Raw genomic sequence first — 17,003 nt, 5'->3', positions numbered from 1 at the left:
TGTGATGAAGCATGCCAATAGTTGCCAATAGGCATTTCGATACTGCACTTATGATCTTAGCTTCTGGATATCTAGTGCGCCAAGATCGCATGGTGGCAACATCGGCATATTGTAAGCGATTTTAAAGTTTTAGCCGCGGTACGTTACTCCTTTGCGTGCCGCGGCCTTTTTCAATTTAATATCGGCGATCATCTTGCATAGCGATTGACTTACCGTTAATTCCAGCAAACAAACCAAGCTAGACTTGTACTCATCGCACGCTGCGGTATGCTCAACCTCCCGTTGACCGCCACTGCGTTAGCAAAATTCACGCGTATGCAAACCATCCCAATTGTTAATCTAGTCATCATCCTGATACCTAGCTTGCTGGTAATCGGACTTTTATGGTTTTGGTCCGCCGGTGCGAAAACCGCGCTATATGCCTTGGCTCGAATGGTGTTGCAACTAATCGCAATTGGCTACGCACTGACCTATTTGTTTACCACCAAACAAGCCGCTCTGGTACTCGGTGCCTTGACTATCATGTTACTCGTATCGGCATGGATTGCTTTGCGTTCAGTACCAAACCGGCGCATAAACTTATATTGGCGCGCACTACTCGCGACCTTCATAGTAAATGTTGCGCTACTTATTCTAACCACGCAATTTGTTTTAGACAGCCAGCCATGGTTCCAACCCAACTTAGTAATTCCACTGGCCGGAATGATCTTTGCGGTAGGAATGAATGCAATCAGTCTATTTGCCGAACGATTCTATGCAGAACTAGCAAATCAAAGCGAGACACAAGCTCGCCAAATTGCATATTCGGCCACATTGATTCCGACCATCAATTCCTTATTTGCTGTCGGTTTAGTCTCTCTGCCTGGCATGATGACTGGGCAAATCCTCTCCGGCGTATCACCATTAATAGCGGTACGCTACCAGATTATGATAATGCTGCTTCTCTTCGCCTCGTCCGGTTTGTCGGCCGCGTCGTTTTATTACCTAATTCGATCAAAGCCCCAGCGGTGACCATAACGCGACAGTTCCACCTTGCCCATTTAGCCATCCTGTGCAAAACTTAAGACGCTATACTGGGTAGGATAATAATAAAAAACAAAAATCGGCTCACACGCCGATTCACTCGAGTACAGGCATGCCCACTAAAACCGCACTCATCGTTGATGACTCTAAAACTGCTCACTTTAAGTTGAAGCGAATACTTCAACGTTACGACCTGAGTATTGATCTAGCATTCTCGGCTGAGGATGCCTTGAGCTATCTATCGTATCGCATTCCAGACGTAATTTTCATGGATCACTCGATGCGCGGCATGAACGGCTTAGAAGCGATCAAGATAATCAAATCAAACCCCGCCACTAGTAACATCCCGATATCGATGTACACCGCCGAATCTGGCGACGAATACGTTCGTCAGGCACGTGCCGCTGGCGCTATTGACGTGCTTTCCAAAGACATAATGACCGACTTAGATGTGGACAGGGTCGTGAAGCATGTCAATGTTGGAACACTGCTCGGCGATATTCCGCCGATCGAACATGACGGGCAAGGGGCGACAATCGAGCCCCTCCATCACACTGAGCTAACGCCCGATCTTGCGGCGATCAGAGATCAAGTAGCAAGTTCGATGGATATTCAACAACGTCGTGTTAGACGCGAAATTCAAGATAATACTCGCGTGCTAATTAATCGGTTCATGCGAGAATTTCGCGTGGTACGAGATGATGTCGCTCGCCACCAAAAGCAGCAACAAACAGCAAACACCAAACTCCTAAGTGAACTACGATCTAAGCCACGCTCAAAACAGCCAAACTGGATGTATATCGGCATCGGAATTCTTACAGCATTAGCGCTATTTAGCCTGATTGAAATGATAAAACTTCGCCAAGAAGTGAGTCAGTTACGCGCCGCATCAGCATCAAATCAAGCCGCTGAAATAGAATCAATACACGCTCCGATAGATGACACTAGCGCAAGACCAGAAGGGAGCAGCTCCAGTTCAGACTTCGAGGTTCAACTGAACAACCTCAACCTTCAGTCACAGTTTGGCTTTGCCGAACAAGCGCTATCGGGAGACCGCATCAGACTCGTCAGCGACCTGCTCGATTCACTCGATCAAACTAATTTTAAAGGAACCTTATCGTTGGAGCTGCACCATGGTAATTTTTGCACTGAAGCAGATGCTAGTGGCTCACTAATTTTACCAAGCGAGCCACTACCAGTGACCCAATGCCAGTTAATTAGCGATACATCGCGCACCTACACCAGCTCAACAGATACCTCAGTTCAATTTGCCAATATGATTGACTCCGCGGACATTATTGAACGTGGCGACCTTCGGTTAGACCTTATCGCGCTCGGCGTATCAGCACCGTCATATCAATACCCGCAGCTAGACCGAACCACCAGCTCAACTGAATGGAACGCAGTTGCGGCGGCAAACAATCGAATCACCGCTACATTACAGCCAAGATAGAACGCCAAGGTCGATCAATTTAACACTCCGTCATACGAGCTAATACTCCAAGCAATTTACCTTGAAGCTAGTTTTTCAAGGCCAAATTTAACAATCAAACGACTAGTATAGACGCGCGGCTAAAAATCGATTCGGCTTGACGGAAAAAAGAGCGCGCGCGCACTCACTAATGCCTTATTGCCCTTACCCCGAGAGGTGGCCATAAGTCTAGTTGTTGCTCGATTTGAACTAATCTACACTTATCTTTGCGCTTACTGCTTGCGGGTCTAAAAATTTCAATCAAGCGGTGTTACTAAATGCAGTAAAAAACACATGATACTTAACTACTATCACGGCCACTGCATTCGGATCGCACCTTCCAACAGACAGGTTAGTAGCATAACAACGTGCAAACCTAACGAACGGACACCAAGGTAATTCAACATGCCGATGAAGCCAATCGATTTTCATGTCAAAAAACAAACCCTTGAGGTTTTGCTGAATCGTCGTACGCCAAACTGGGCGCTACTTACTCTTGTGCTCACGTTTTCGTTTTTTTATTGGCGCCATGACCCCACTGCGGTAGTCATATTTTGCCTGATCCCTAATTTATTGATTGTTACACTTAGAGGGTTTTGGCTCTATCCAATGTTTGATCGGGCCGAAGTAACATCGTACAACATTGACCGATTACTAAAATTATACGCGGCCAATGTTGCCTTAACTGGCATAACTTGGAGCATTGCTCTACCGATGTTTTTCACTCCAGCAAACACTCTACTGCTACTAGTGTTTTCTTTCGTCTACTTCATTCTAATCGTTTCCGGAACTGTCGCCCTAGCGGCGCACCGCCCTTCGTATTTTGTGTACTGGCTACCCTTCTCCATTTCCTTACCCCTGCTATTTTTCATTTACGACAATGGCCAATATGCATCGTTTGGCGTCGGGACGATATTCTTTAATATCTTCATCCTTTACCTCTACAATGTAACAAATACAGAAGTAGTGGACTTAATCAGAGTTCAACTCGAGAAGCAAAATCTAGCCGAAAGCCTCGAAGAAAAAAGAGTTGTGGCCGAAAAAGCCGTGGACGATAAAAATCGATTTCTTGCAGCGGCCAGTCATGACTTAAGACAACCATTGCACACTACTGGGCTCCTACTATCGGCTCTGCATGAGCATGTTAAAACTGAAACGGGACAACAATTACTGGAAGGCGTTTCCAACTCAATGAACGCTCTCAATAACTCGTTTAATAGTTTGCTGGACGTGTCAAAATTGGATGCAGGCGTGGTAGAAGTTAGTCAGAAAAACATACCATTGCACGATCTTTTCCAAGAAATTAGCGAAGAGTTTTCGTCACAAGCAGAAGGCAAAGGCATCAAGTTCGAGATTGATCACACTAAGCATTTCGTATATACGGACCCAGTACTCTTAATGCGAATATTACGAAACCTACTGTCGAACGCCGTCAAATATACCGAAAACGGTACGATTTCCATCGTCGCAAACTCCAAGCGTAACGGGAATCTGTGCATTAGCATATCTGATTCTGGCCCAGGCATTCCGGCCGAAGAGGCTGACAATATATTTTCCGAATATTACCAGCTGCATAACCCTGAACGCGACCGAAATCAGGGCTTTGGCTTGGGTCTAGCAATCGTCAAACGTCTATGCGATTTACTTGACCTACCATTAACGTTTGACACGGCTGTTGGCCATGGGACTACGTTTAAATTAGAGGTAAGACCCGGTACCGAGACAGCCTCACAAAAGCCGGTCGAAACAAGCGCCAATATTGGAGACCTGCTGGATAAATCAATCTTAGTAATCGACGACGATCTAAGCGTGTTAAACGGCATGGATAAACTTTTAACTTCTTGGGGATGCCAAGTCTTCTGCGCCGAATCAGAGGACCAGGCGGTTGCGTTAATGAGCGGACTAAACCGACCACCAGACGTCACGATCGCCGATTATCGGTTACGTAACGACAAAGTTGGCACTGATGCCTGCCAACGAATACAAGAAGAATTTAACCAAGAAATTCCATCAATCATTGTTACTGGAGACACCTCCCCAGAACGACTGCAGCAAGTTGTGAACAGCGGCTTTCAACTCTTACACAAGCCAGTGAGCCCTGAACAATTGCTCGCGGTAATACACGACGCTCTCAGATTAAAACCATCCAGTTAGCGCACTGCAACAAGTGCGCTCGATAACCCATGCTGAAGAGCTGCCGATTCCTCAACGCGTAGTATCCTCTCTCTCCTTCACGTGTCGAGTTTTGGCGCCTCCTATATCATTGTGCGTATCGGAAACGGGCGTCAATTTTGCACCAACCTTCTACCAACCCTAGCTGCGTTACTCTGACTACGTTAAGGCCGTTTACCTTGACCATAATAATCAATAGAGTTATCAAAGGAGCGCAGTAATGCAATATCAAAATCCAAATACTGAAGGAGCCATTGTCTCTTTCAAACAACGTTATGAAAATTACATTGGCGGTGAATGGGTCAAACCCGTCAATGGGAAATACTTTGACAATATCTCGCCTGTTAATGGGAAAGCGTTCTGCGAGATACCTAGGTCTGACGAGCAGGACATAAACCTGGCTTTAGATGCGGCACATGAAGCCAAAGATGCCTGGGGCAGCACCTCGGTTAGTGAGCGATCGAATATCTTACTCAAGATTGCTGACCGGATGGAACAGCATCTAGAAGCGCTTGCCGTGGCCGAAACGTGGGACAATGGCAAAGCTATTAGAGAAACTTTGAACGCCGATGTACCCCTTTGTATCGACCATCTACGATACTACGCTGGCTGTTTGCGTGCGCAAGAAGGCTCTATTAGCGAGCTAGACAACAACACTGTGGCCTATCACTTCCATGAACCGCTCGGTGTGGTCGGGCAAATCATTCCATGGAATTTCCCGCTACTAATGGCTATCTGGAATTTGACGCCAGCGATAGCAGCAGGCAATTGTGTGGTGCTAAAACCAGCAGAACAAACGCCGGCAACAATCTTAATGCTAATGGAACTAGTTGGCGACATAATGCCAAAAGGCGTGCTTAACGTAGTTAACGGGTTTGGCGAAGAGGCTGGCAATGCGTTAGCCACTAGCGATCGAATTGCCAAGATTGCCTTCACTGGGTCAACCCCCGTCGGCCAACACATATTAAGATGTGCTGCCGCCAGCTTAATCCCCTCTTCGGTCGAACTAGGCGGCAAGTCTCCGAATGTGTTTTTTGCCGATATACTCAACCAAGAAGATGAGTTTGTCAGCAAGTGTGTCGAAGGCGCCGTGCTGGCATTCTTTAACCAAGGCGAAGTATGCACCTGCCCATCTCGGTTGCTAATTGAAGAATCAATTTACGACGAATTTATCGGTATGGTGATTGACCGCGCGAGTCAAATCAAGCGTGGCAGCCCGCTCGATACGGATGTCATGGTGGGCGCGCAAGTATCGCAAGAGCAGTTTGATCGAATCCTAGATTATATAAAAATTGGCCTTGAAGAAGGCGCCGAGGTCATTACCGGCGGCAACGCAGCAAACATTGGTGACGGCTGTGAAGCAGGCTATTACGTAGAGCCGACCTTATTAAAAGGCAGCAACAACATGCGAGTGTTTCAAGAAGAAATATTTGGGCCTGTGGTATCAGTAACCACATTTAAAACGCCGGAAGAAGCATTAGAAATAGCTAACGACAGTGACTTTGGTTTAGGTGCCGGTGTATGGACCCGCGATATGAATTTATCGTATCGAATGGGCAGAGGCATTCAAGCTGGTCGGGTCTGGACAAATTGCTACCACCTATACCCCGCCCATGCTGCATTTGGTGGCTACAAAAAATCAGGAATTGGTCGTTACACGCATAAAGTTGCTTTGGAGCACTACCAACAAACCAAAAACCTGCTAGTGAGCTACGACACAAATCCGCTAGGATTCTTCTAACCGTTAACACTTCGAGCTCCTAGGTGTTTTTGAAGTTTTAGGGCCTAGGTTGTGTGCTGATTTTGCACAATCTAGGCTCTTTTTTGGCGATCAATTAGCATGCTTACGTTAGACAACAAGTTTCACAGAATCGGAGCAGGTTTATCGGTTCCCAGTAACCCCCAGGGTATTCGACAGCCGCAATGGATTAAACGAAATAAATCGCTCGCCGAGTCTTTACGTATATCGCCGCAGATTTTTCTCGACGATGATGGTCTAAATATTTTGAGCGGCCGGAAAATACTACCTGGCTCTAACCCTGTTGCCCAAGCCTATGCTGGCCACCAATTTGGGAAATTCAACCCGTTTCTAGGAGATGGTCGCTCAGTATTGCTTGGCGAGTTAGCGACAGCCGTTGGCAGCATCGACCTAGCCCTTAAAGGTTCTGGCAAAACGCCTTTTACGTTCTCATCGCATGGGCGCGCAACCCTTTCCTGTTGTTTGCACGAATACAGCATCAGCGAACAACTCGCTGCGCATGGCATTCCAACCACACGCTGTTTGTCGATTATCGCAGGAAGTGATCAACTGTATCAAAATGGCCGTTCGGAACGTGTGGGCGTACTGGCGCGCACAGCACCTAGTTTCGTGCGCTTTGGTTCATTTGAGGCATGTTATTTCCGGCGCGATATCGCTGCATTGACGACACTCGCAGACTACGTGATAAAACACCATTTCCCCAACCTGCTAGTAGACTCCACAAACCCACAAACAAAGTACGCGCTGTTCTTTCAAGAAGTTGTAACACGAACCGCCACACTAATTGCATCTTGGCAAAACACTGGGTTTGTGCACGGCATGATGAACACCGATAACCTGTCAATCGTCGGAGTAACCTTAGATCTCGGCTCTTCGCAGTTCATTGAACCGCGCGACGACAGTTACGTCGCCAGCGCAATCGATCATACAGGTCGCTACGCATTCGGCGCGCAGCCAGTGGTTGGTTTATGGAGCTGCAATGTGTTAGCCAAAGCACTGTCACCTTTGGTCGCCGAAGAAAAGCTAACACAGTCTTTAATGAAATATGAAGCCAACTTTTTAAAACATCTCAATTCATAGCCCCTATCAAACGCTCCCTGCGTCGCTTTGAAACATGAAACGTAGCGGTATTAGACCATTTGTGAATATTTAGTTTACTAACTGTATGCCAAGCTAAGAAACCTATACTATTAAACTTAGCACGTGCGCGGTTGAACGATTGATGAGTCGCGAGCATGTTGTCAAGGTGCGGGGCATGGCAGAGGGTAACAGAAGCTTAAATCCGCATAACACTCAATGTAGTTGCATAACAAGCAGGTATGAGAGAAGACACTAATTTACGGCAGCGACGAGGCGCCATCGAGCATCAAAGAGATCAATTTGATGCGCAGGCAGCTTTGCCCAAGCCGCACGCAGTCTCGAACGAAATACTTCAATCGTGGAAACGCAGCGCACAGGCAGTTAATGGCTCGCCAGCATGTGCCCCCCGAGATGAGCATTGGGTAACCACTGAACTCTGGAAGGAATCACCACTCTCGATAGCAGCAAAAAAAGAGCAATCGAACATGGAGCAGTTAGTCAAAGAAGGCCAGCTCGTGGCGGCGATTGCAGACCCATGTGGCCGTTTACTCTGGACCTGCGCTAGTGGTTATATGAGCAAACTAGCCGAAAACCTCAACTTCATCTCAGGCGGACATTGGTCAGAGCGCGAAGTTGGCACAAACGCCGTGGGGCTGTCACTCAAACTCAAGCGCGCTGTAACAGTATTTTCATCAGAACACTATTCACCTTATATTCAAGACTGGGTCTGCTATGCCGCACCGATTATTCACCCAGTGTCCGGTGAATGTATGGGGGCGCTGGATATTTCTACTACCTGGAACAAGCACACCGCTCTCGGCCAGAGCGCGACAACCCAGTTAGCGCACTCGATCGCGCAGTGTTTGCCCGCTGTCGATAATCGTGCCGACTTGGAAATTTATGCAATGGGTCAGCCTAGGGTGTTACTGCATGGCAAAGCTCTGTGCTTGCCGCCAAGACAGATTGAGATACTGTGTTTGCTAGCGTTAAATCCAGATGGTCTCAGTTTGCAACAATTACATATGCGCCTCTACGGCGACGCCGCAGTCTCGACCTCAACACTGAAAGCCGATGTGTCGCATCTACGCCGTTACTTAGACGGTGAAATCGGTTCTCGACCTTACCGATTAACACTGCCCGTTTGGGCTGATTTTATACACATTTGGCAAGCCTTGAACGAGCAACGCATTAACGACGCGATGGCGATGTACAGAGGCTCCTTGTTAACTAAATCAGACTCTCCCGAGATTGAGGAGTGGCGCTACTGCATCGACGCAGTCATGGCGCAAACCGTGCACGCTTGTGATTCGCCAATCCAACTCGTGAAACAAATCAGCCAGAATACCAGCAGCAGCTTGCTTGAAAGAGAACGATTAATTGAGTTATTAATGCAACAAGGAAGCAAAACCTAACATCTTCTATTCCGCATCATCCTTCACCAACACAGACTGCGCGTAGCAACACTCTTTTACACTAGCCAGACCCTTACTCACCAACTCGATTGAGGTTTCCCCTAAGTAACCAACTATTGATTCAAACGCCGTGTCTCATAACACTAAAACACTGGCTGATCAGTCGGAAAAACCCAGCTACCATTCTTTGCTAGAGTGATTGCCCTTTTGTTTTCTTTCGCCTGACGTAAATCACTTTTCGATAGGCCTACTATTGAAATTTATACAACACAACAACCTCGCCGCTAGACAGACCGATCTAGTTTAATCCCAATTAAATTAGTCAACATCTAGACGCGTTTTCACTCTACTTACGCGTGATCACTCCAACAAAACTGGGCTAGTCTAGCCCAACAATCTTCGATGTGGATAGGTGAGGTTAGCGGACCTCGGCACTGGCTGCTTTAATGTGCTAGGTGTTTCACTTTGTTCGGACATCTACCCTGTTTAGGGGATCTCATTCAGTGATGAAATTCTATATTATCAAAAAATATTAATTATATAGAAAACATGACTAACTCGAAGACAGTGCTACTGTTTTTAAAGATTACTGGTTCCGAGTTTCTACTAATAATTCCCACCTAATTAGATGACATCGGGAAGTGTGTGAACAGATATCTTCTAATTTACGCTCTGAAAGCGTAACAAAGATAGATGACTTAAGCGTTAGACACGACTACCACCAATCGCAAAGTTAGTAACCACTCAGGTGAGCTATTGATGCTCGCTAAAAGCGGTTCCGTGCCAGCGACTACGCAAGAATTAGCCGCGATGCCAAGCATCCCCAATATGTTTGAAAAATAGAGCAAATACTAACCCGAGCGTTTGTTGCTAAGCGGCTACAAGTGCATTTTCAAAAAGGTTTGCTTGCGCTAAAAAGAGTGAATAAAGGAAAAATAAACAGTGATAAAACTTAATCAAATAGAACATCAACTCGGTGTTGTAGTAACAGCTGCAGTTAATGTACGTAGGAATTTTTCAAACATGCGAACGTCAATCTCAACGGTTATGCTCCTAGCGTTCTTCAGTATGGGTGCGCAGGCACAAACACCTTATCAACTGAGTGCGCCCATGGTGCCGTTTGGCGATGCAACGTATCTCAATACCATTAGCCCTGACAATAAAAGGGTTGTGTATACCGCTGACCAAGACACGGATAATATTGAAGAACTCTATAGCGTTTCGCTCAAGGGTGGCGTGGTGACAAAATTAAACTCAGTTTTACCAATGGGTTTTAATGTGAAGGCATTTTTAATCAGCTCGGACAGTAAATACGTCGTATATCGAACGCGCAATGATTCTACTGGCAAACGAAATTTGTTTTCTGTGCCTATTCAAGGTGGCGCAGCAGTTCAACTCAATACCAACAACCACACTTACGACCTTTCAGACTACAGGATCACAAATGATGGCCAGCGAGTGGTTTACCTAGCGTATAACGCGACCTCGGATGCTGCACTTTTCAGTTTGCGAATAACCGGCGGAACGCCAGTTAATATTACCCCCAGCTCTGAGATAAACCCCAGTCTGTTCAATTTAACTTTTTTTATAAGCCCTGATGACCAACGCGTGATATTCACCGTGAGGGTTAATGGTGGTCAACCGGAGTTATTTAGTGTGCCCGTCGCTGGGGGCACTATAGTTAACTTGAATCGACCGCTAACAACAAGCCCAAGCGAGAAGGTTACCCGCTTTCCAGCAATCAGCCCGAACAGTCAGACTGTGGTATATGCAATTAAGAATAATGATGCCAGTACAACGGAGCTTTATAGCACGCCGATGGTGGTGGTGCGTCGGTGCGTATAAGTTTCGATGGTTCCGCAACCAATGTTGACGAAAATGGTTTTAAAGTAAGCCCCGACTCGCAACGTGTGGTGTTCAACGCGGAGGAGATCTTTGGTCGCAAAATACTATATACGGTACCCTTAAACGGCGGAACGCCGATTGAGATTTACCCTTCAAGCGGGGCCGCGTTAGGGTCAGAAGTTGCTTTATTTACCATTAGTCCTGACAGTCAACGCGTTGTTTACAGGGCGGATCAAAGCACGGACGATGTGTTGGAACTTTACAGCGCGCCGATTACCGGAGCATCATCTGCCGACGTTCATGCGACTAAGCTCAATCCTCGTTTGCCGTTCTCCTCTAAGGTGTACAGTTTTGAAATAAGTCAAGACTCAAAATCGGTGGTGTACAGGGCTGACCAGGATGTGTTTGCTGAAGCGAATATCTATCATGTACCGATAAATAGCGGATCAACAACTCAATTAAATTCAGACTTGACACTTGGCGGTGACATTTTTTACATGGCGATTAGCGCCGACTCAAACCAAGTTGTATATTACGGTAATCAAGACAGCGATGACGTTTATGAGTTATACCGTGTGCCGTTAGCCGGCGGCACGGTAACAAAATTAAATGCGTCCCTACCTTTTGGCGCCAATACATACACTTTTAGCATAAGCCCCAATAATGATGTGGTGGTGTATACGGCGGACCAAGATGTATTCCAAGATATTGAGCTTTTTGCGGTAGGCATCACAGAGGAAGATGAAATGCGCCTTCCGATTAAGGCACATAATGGTGCGGTCGCGGTCATTTGCTTATAGCTAATAAATCAATAAAAAGGGAAATCCGTCTTAGACACAAGAGGTAACGAAGATGGACATATTGGGATACCTGTCTGGCGGAGACTTTTCCTTTAATGAAAATATTGATTAATCGGAATTAGCTCAAGAAACTCTTGATCGCTTAATATCTCATCCTCTGAGATGGCTCTAGCAACAATATGGGTATCACAACCGCTGGTTTGTTTGGTTTTTATTTTTTTCAAACCAGCGGCTGATCTAAAAGTCATCTCATCGAGTTCGACGAACCACCCGTAACCCATTTCATCGAATATTTCTCTGACGACCTGTTTAGAACGTAGATTATCTGTCTGATTAAATAACTGGAGCAACCCTTTGACTGATACGCCATTCTGGTTGATTAACATCCCCGCGAGTTCAAAACTTTCTAACTCGCCAAGCTCGACAACCAAATCAGTTAACTCATCCGTTACTTTCATTCGCAAACCCACTGTTCCTAGCTACCCTCTCCTTCCAGAATTCATCGTACACCCTGTACTAAATAAGCAGACTACCAGTCAAACAAGACTACTTGTCTGTTATTGATTAACAGACTACGGAGAACAGGCAAAGCAAACAAGTGGACTATAGTCGCGGAATAATGGACAAAGGTCGTAAAAACACGTTGCTCAGCGGGTATGCAAGGTAAATTCTTCGCTGGCGTAAATATCTAAACGAGTAATACCGAGTAAAGCCATCGATTCTAGCTGCATTGATTGCTCACTTAATGACCGCACAATGAATAGCGTGCGGCCTTGGTTAGAGATTCGAACAGCAAGCTCCTTAGCTCATTTTCGCCAACAGTCTCAATGGCGCGATTTTCATCAGACGACACATAACCGCCCAAGGCCATGAAGGCACATAGTAATTCGCGCCCTCCTTATCAATTGCTTTCAATATGGCTTTGCAACCAGTTTCAGTATCCACAATAAACGGAACCGTTTTAACTTTTTCATTGATCTCGCTGCGGATAAACCCAGGGTGAATCGTGGTTGCCTTGATCGGCGTTCCCAATAAATCGATTCGAATACCTTCAGTAAGCGAAGTAATCGCCGCCTTGGTAGCGGCATACACCGTCATCGCTCGACGAAAACCACGCACGGCACTGACTGATGAAATAGTCACTAAATGCCCGTGATTCTGCGCCCTAAACAATTCCAATGCCGCTTCACATTGAGCAATGGCCGACACAAAATTAGTGATCGCAGTTTGCTTATTGGCATTAAAATAACCGGTACCCAATGATGCGCCCTTACCCATTCCGGCATTCACAATCACTCGATCAATGTGACCTAAGTCCTCAGCAAACCTTTTGAAAACGTCGAATACCTGCTCATGATTATTCACATCGAGTTCGCGAACGAATACCTTCACATTAGGGTTGGCGGCCTCGATTTCCGTTTTCAACAGCTTAAGTTTGTCGACTCGGCGAGCACACAGCGCGAGGTTTTTACCTTGCGCTGCATAGAGCTTTGCCATCATAAAACCTAGGCCCGAGCTGGCACCAGTAATCAAAATATTTTGTCTATTCATACTCATAGCTAATGGTTATCAACCCCAAACAAAACGCGCATAACGTTTGCTTAGGTATAGGTTATAAAGTGCTTAAACGCGTCGCCCTCAAAATGAGAATGCTCATTGAGAGACGATAAAAACAGCCGGTCTTTGGTACTAACTAATTTGGTCACGGCGCAATTCATCAAAGTCCAATTCATGCGCATAATCGCCTCAGAAGGCACACCCAATAATTGTTGGCTAACTAAGGAAATCGGTCCGCCTGAGGTGAAAACCAGCGTGCGGGTTGACGCCGCATGCCGCTCCACAGTGCGTGCCAGCGCTTGTTGAACTCGCGCTCGATAGTCATGCCATGACTCTACATAATCGTCATGTTCACCAGCAATCCAGCGATTCATTGCAGCGTTGAAATCTTGCTCAAACGCTTGTTTCGGATTAGGCTGTTGCCGAATAAACTCAGTCATGCCTGCGGCTGTAGCAAACTCAGGCCTGAATTGCGCCAATATGTCTTGGTGATCGTATTCGTTCCAGCCTGCATCAAACTCAGTGTCCACTGAGCCTAAGTCGAGCCCAAACCCAATCAGACAGTTTTCTGCGGTTTGGCGATGTCGGTGCATAGTGCCTAATACCACTCGGTTGATTGAACCCAAGCGGGAACCGACAACCTCACCGAGGCGTGACGCTTGACGCTGCCCAAGCTCCGACAGCTGATCATAATTTTCTTGGCCAAACGAAGCTTGACCGTGACGAATCAAATAAATACTACTCATGCTAGTCCTGAACGGTTGATGATTTTGCGACAGCGATGCAGTAGATAGTGTACAAATACCCACAGCTGTTTAAAGGCAGGATTACGAGTCTGCTTATGGTGATAGCGGTAGTATATTTGCTGCACAATACCGGCAAGACGAAATAGCCCATAGACTTCGTAAAAGCTGAAGTTCTCGTAGCTAAACCCAGTTTTCTGCGTGTAGTAGTCGACCACTTGTTGGCGGCTCAACATGCCAGGCAAGTGAGTTGGCTGACGCCGTGTCTTTTGCGCAAAGAAGTCATCATCAGCTTCAACCCAATACGCCAAAGTATTCCCTAGATCCATCAGGGGGTCGCCCAACGTAGCAAGCTCCCAGTCAAGCACACCAATAATTCGCGTGGGGTCTTGCGTATCAAGCACCAAATTATCTAAGCGAAAATCATTGTGGGTTAAACAAATTCGTTCATCAGCAGGCAAGTGATCACTTAACCAACGCATAACATTTTGCCCGCTAGGCACATTCCAAGTCTTGGCTTTTTGGTAGCGATGCGACCATCCCTCGATCTGCCGCTGAGTATAGCCAGCGCCCTTTGCAAGCGTATCTAAGCCAGCCGACTGATAATCGACTTGATGCAGTTCAATCAAGCTATCCAGCGCATTATGGCAAAGCGCGGCGTGTTGCTCCACACTCATGCTAAGGTTGCGCGGCAAATTGGTACGGGGAATTAACCCCACCACCTTTTCCATAACATAGAATTCAGCGCCAACAATCGACACATCGTCAGAATGCGCCAGCATCGTTGGCACATACGAATACACTGGTTTCAATGCCGCTTGTAATCGATACTCGCGCCCCATGTCATGTGCGCCCTTAGCTTTGGTTCCAGCTGGAGCTCGGCGCAATACCACGTCACGCTCAGGGTAGCTTAAGCAATACGTCCAATTGGAGGCACCACCAGCGTATTGCGTCACAGCAGGTTCGCCAGACAGCCCCTCAACCTTAGACTTTAACCAAGGGTTTAGAGTCGATAGGTCCAGCTCTTCACCATCTCTGACAGCACCACCCTTGTCACTCAGCGCTGACGAACTAGTCATTGGCTTTAACAAACTTTTTAGTTCGATCTTTGACTATCTTCAGATAACGTTCGATCGGTAAAAATCGCTTTAAACGGTGAGCCTTACGCCCCTCTTTGTGCGTGATAACCATAAACTTACGTGCATGCACATCTTTTATTACTTGTTCGGCAATTGAGTCCGCGCTAACACCTGACTTTTTAATCATCTTGGTGACCACAGCTTGCATTCCCGCGTCGTCGCTGCGTAGAGATTGGTTGAGATTGGTGTCGAAAAAGGACGGACAAACAACACTAACGTGGATGCCTTCATGGGCGAATTCCAGATGCGCAGTCTCAGCAAAGCTAACCATGGCCGCTTTAGTAACAGAATAGCTACCCATGCCCGGCGCTGGCGTTAAACCGGCTTGCGATGCAATATTGATGATGTCACGATTATCCGCTGTGCTTTTACGTAGCAAAGGCAGCATGGCTTTAGTCATCCGCACTTGGCCTAATAAATTGATTTCTAGTACCCATTGCCACTGCTCTAGGCGCTCAGACTCAATAGAACCGGCCGATGCGACACCGGCGTTGTTGACCAACACATCCAGCGACTGCCATCGCTCGGCCAAGGCGATGGCAAGCTTGTCGACATCCCATTGCTGCGTAATGTCGCAGCCCTGAAAGAACGCCGACCCACCAGCCGCTTCGATTTGGCTGACGGTTTCCTGCCCACCTTCTTGGTTTACATCGGCGACACAAACATCGGCACCAGCCTGACCATAACGTAATGCCAAGGCTCGGCCCAAACCAGACCCAGCCCCAGTAATTAAAACTTTTTTCATTAGCGACTCATATATTTTTTCATTTCCAGCCGAGTAACCATGCCCATATGCACCTCATCAGGGCCATCGGCAAGACGTAACGCGCGCACTCCGGCGGCAAAGTGTGCGAGGGGGAAATCTTCGCACATCCCGGCGCCGCCGTGAATCTGAATCGCCATATCCACGACATCTTGTGCCATCCGCGGAACCGCTACCTTGATAGCCGAAATCTCAGTCATCGCCGCTTTGACTCCAACATTGTCAATTTTCCAAGCCGCATTTAGGGTCAATAAGCGCGCTTGATCGATCGCTATCCGCGCTTGCGCAATACGCTCACCGTTGCCGCCAAGCTTAATAATAGGTTTACCAAATGCTTCACGCTGCAAGCCGCGATGAATTGCTAATTCGAGAGCTTTCTCAGCCAAACCGATGGTCCGCATGCAATGGTGAATTCGACCTGGGCCAAGCCGGCCTTGCGCTATTGCAAACCCTTTACCCATACCCATAATTAAATTCTCTTTGGGTACTCGCACATTAGATAAATGCATTTCGCCATGTCCGTAAGGAGCATCGTAGTCACCATAGGCCGTCAGCATTCGCTTGATTTCTAAGCCTTCGCTATCAAGTGGCACAATCACCATCGCATGGCGATTATGACGATCATTCCCTGGATTTGATAAACCCATAAAAATGGTGAACTTAGCATTCGGATGACCCAAGCCGGTACTCCACCATTTCTTACCATTGACAACAACATGGTCGCCGTCCTCTTCAATCGTAGCTTGCATATTGGTGGCATCTGATGACGCCACATCAGGCTCGGTCATGCCGAACACCGAACGAATTTCACCGGCCAACAAGGGGGTTAACCATTGTTGTTTCTGCTGCTCATTACCAAAGTGATAAAGCACTTCCATATTGCCAGTGTCAGGCGCATTACAATTAAATATTTCAGGTGCAAATAACATGCGCCCCATTTCTTCCGCCAACGGCGCATACTCTAAGGTGGTTAAGCCTTTACCTAGTTCCGCATCGGGCAGGAATAGATTCCATAAACCTTCGCTTTTAGCCTGCTGCTTGAACTCTGTAAGTAAAGGATGCAACTTCCAGTTACGCCAGTTACCATCTGGATTCATCTCTTGCATCTCACGATAGATCAATCCTTCGACTGGCTCGACGTGCTCGCGCATAAATGCTTTTACACGCGAAATATAATCTTGGGTTTTCTGACTGTGTTCAAAATTCATAGCAATGGCAAATGGCGTGGTTAATTGTTGA

At 46.9% G+C, this 17,003-nt stretch carries 14 protein-coding genes; 8 read left to right on the top strand and 6 right to left on the bottom strand.

Translation table 11 applies throughout. The features are described from left to right. Positions 1–315: 315 nt before the first annotated feature. The 8 genes from DFR28_RS13980 to DFR28_RS13945 all read left to right on the top strand — a co-directional run bounded on the left by DFR28_RS13980 (position 316) and on the right by DFR28_RS13945 (position 11,562). Entirely contained in the window at positions 316–1,011 is a 696-nt protein-coding gene (locus DFR28_RS13980) for an ABC transporter permease (RefSeq protein WP_113955254.1), read from the top strand. A 124-nt stretch (positions 1,012–1,135) separates the two neighbouring features. Further along, positions 1,136–2,476: a response regulator gene (locus DFR28_RS13975; protein ID WP_113954999.1), complete on the top strand. Its 1,341-nt coding sequence runs from the start codon at positions 1,136–1,138 to the stop codon at positions 2,474–2,476. 423 nt (positions 2,477–2,899) lie between these two features. Beyond that, complete coding sequence (locus DFR28_RS13970) at positions 2,900–4,648, top strand: ATP-binding response regulator (RefSeq protein ID WP_113954998.1); 1,749 nt, start codon at positions 2,900–2,902, stop codon at positions 4,646–4,648. A 238-nt stretch (positions 4,649–4,886) separates the two neighbouring features. After that, on the top strand, positions 4,887–6,407 hold the full coding sequence (gene exaC, locus DFR28_RS13965; protein ID WP_113954997.1) for an acetaldehyde dehydrogenase ExaC: 1,521 nt from the start codon (positions 4,887–4,889) through the stop codon (positions 6,405–6,407). A gap of 99 nt (positions 6,408–6,506) precedes the next feature. After that, positions 6,507–7,505 carry a protein adenylyltransferase SelO family protein gene (locus DFR28_RS13960; protein WP_113954996.1) on the top strand — a complete coding sequence of 333 codons (999 nt, stop codon included), beginning with the start codon at positions 6,507–6,509 and terminating at the stop codon, positions 7,503–7,505. A 239-nt stretch (positions 7,506–7,744) separates the two neighbouring features. Next, positions 7,745–8,917 (top strand): transcriptional regulator, encoded by a 1,173-nt coding sequence (locus DFR28_RS13955; protein ID WP_113954995.1) that lies wholly within the window; start codon positions 7,745–7,747, stop codon positions 8,915–8,917. Between the two features lie 1,023 nt (positions 8,918–9,940). After that, complete coding sequence (locus DFR28_RS13950) at positions 9,941–10,762, top strand: PD40 domain-containing protein (RefSeq protein ID WP_113954994.1); 822 nt, start codon at positions 9,941–9,943, stop codon at positions 10,760–10,762. Continuing rightward, positions 10,753–11,562 carry a hypothetical protein gene (locus DFR28_RS13945; RefSeq protein WP_113954993.1) on the top strand — a complete coding sequence of 270 codons (810 nt, stop codon included), beginning with the start codon at positions 10,753–10,755 and terminating at the stop codon, positions 11,560–11,562. Before DFR28_RS13950 ends, DFR28_RS13945 begins: the two co-directional genes overlap by 10 nt. 92 nt (positions 11,563–11,654) lie before the next feature. Here the strand turns inward: DFR28_RS13945 and DFR28_RS13940 are convergent, their stop codons facing one another. The 6 genes from DFR28_RS13940 to DFR28_RS13915 all read right to left on the bottom strand — a co-directional run bounded on the left by DFR28_RS13940 (position 11,655) and on the right by DFR28_RS13915 (position 16,972). Beyond that, positions 11,655–12,020, bottom strand: coding sequence for a hypothetical protein (locus tag DFR28_RS13940; protein ID WP_113954992.1), 366 nt, complete (start codon positions 12,018–12,020; stop codon positions 11,655–11,657). Positions 12,021–12,363: 343 nt separating this feature from the next. Continuing rightward, positions 12,364–13,113 (bottom strand): SDR family oxidoreductase, encoded by a 750-nt coding sequence (locus DFR28_RS13935; RefSeq protein WP_113954991.1) that lies wholly within the window; start codon positions 13,111–13,113, stop codon positions 12,364–12,366. A 50-nt stretch (positions 13,114–13,163) separates the two neighbouring features. Then, a complete protein-coding gene (locus tag DFR28_RS13930; protein ID WP_113954990.1) occupies positions 13,164–13,865 on the bottom strand; it encodes a histidine phosphatase family protein in 702 nt (233 codons plus the stop codon). After that, positions 13,862–14,941 (bottom strand): phosphotransferase family protein, encoded by a 1,080-nt coding sequence (locus DFR28_RS13925; RefSeq protein ID WP_113954989.1) that lies wholly within the window; start codon positions 14,939–14,941, stop codon positions 13,862–13,864. The genes DFR28_RS13930 and DFR28_RS13925 overlap by 4 nt, the downstream gene beginning before the upstream one ends. Next, entirely contained in the window at positions 14,934–15,746 is an 813-nt protein-coding gene (locus tag DFR28_RS13920; RefSeq protein WP_113954988.1) for an SDR family oxidoreductase, read from the bottom strand. The genes DFR28_RS13925 and DFR28_RS13920 overlap by 8 nt, the downstream gene beginning before the upstream one ends. Further along, positions 15,746–16,972: an acyl-CoA dehydrogenase family protein gene (locus DFR28_RS13915; RefSeq protein WP_113954987.1), complete on the bottom strand. Its 1,227-nt coding sequence runs from the start codon at positions 16,970–16,972 to the stop codon at positions 15,746–15,748. The genes DFR28_RS13920 and DFR28_RS13915 overlap by 1 nt, the downstream gene beginning before the upstream one ends. Positions 16,973–17,003: the final 31 nt, after the last annotated feature.

The organism is Arenicella xantha (assembly GCF_003315245.1).
Lineage (GTDB): Bacteria > Pseudomonadota > Gammaproteobacteria > Arenicellales > Arenicellaceae > Arenicella > Arenicella xantha.
This window is presented reverse-complemented; position numbering and strand designations above follow the sequence as displayed.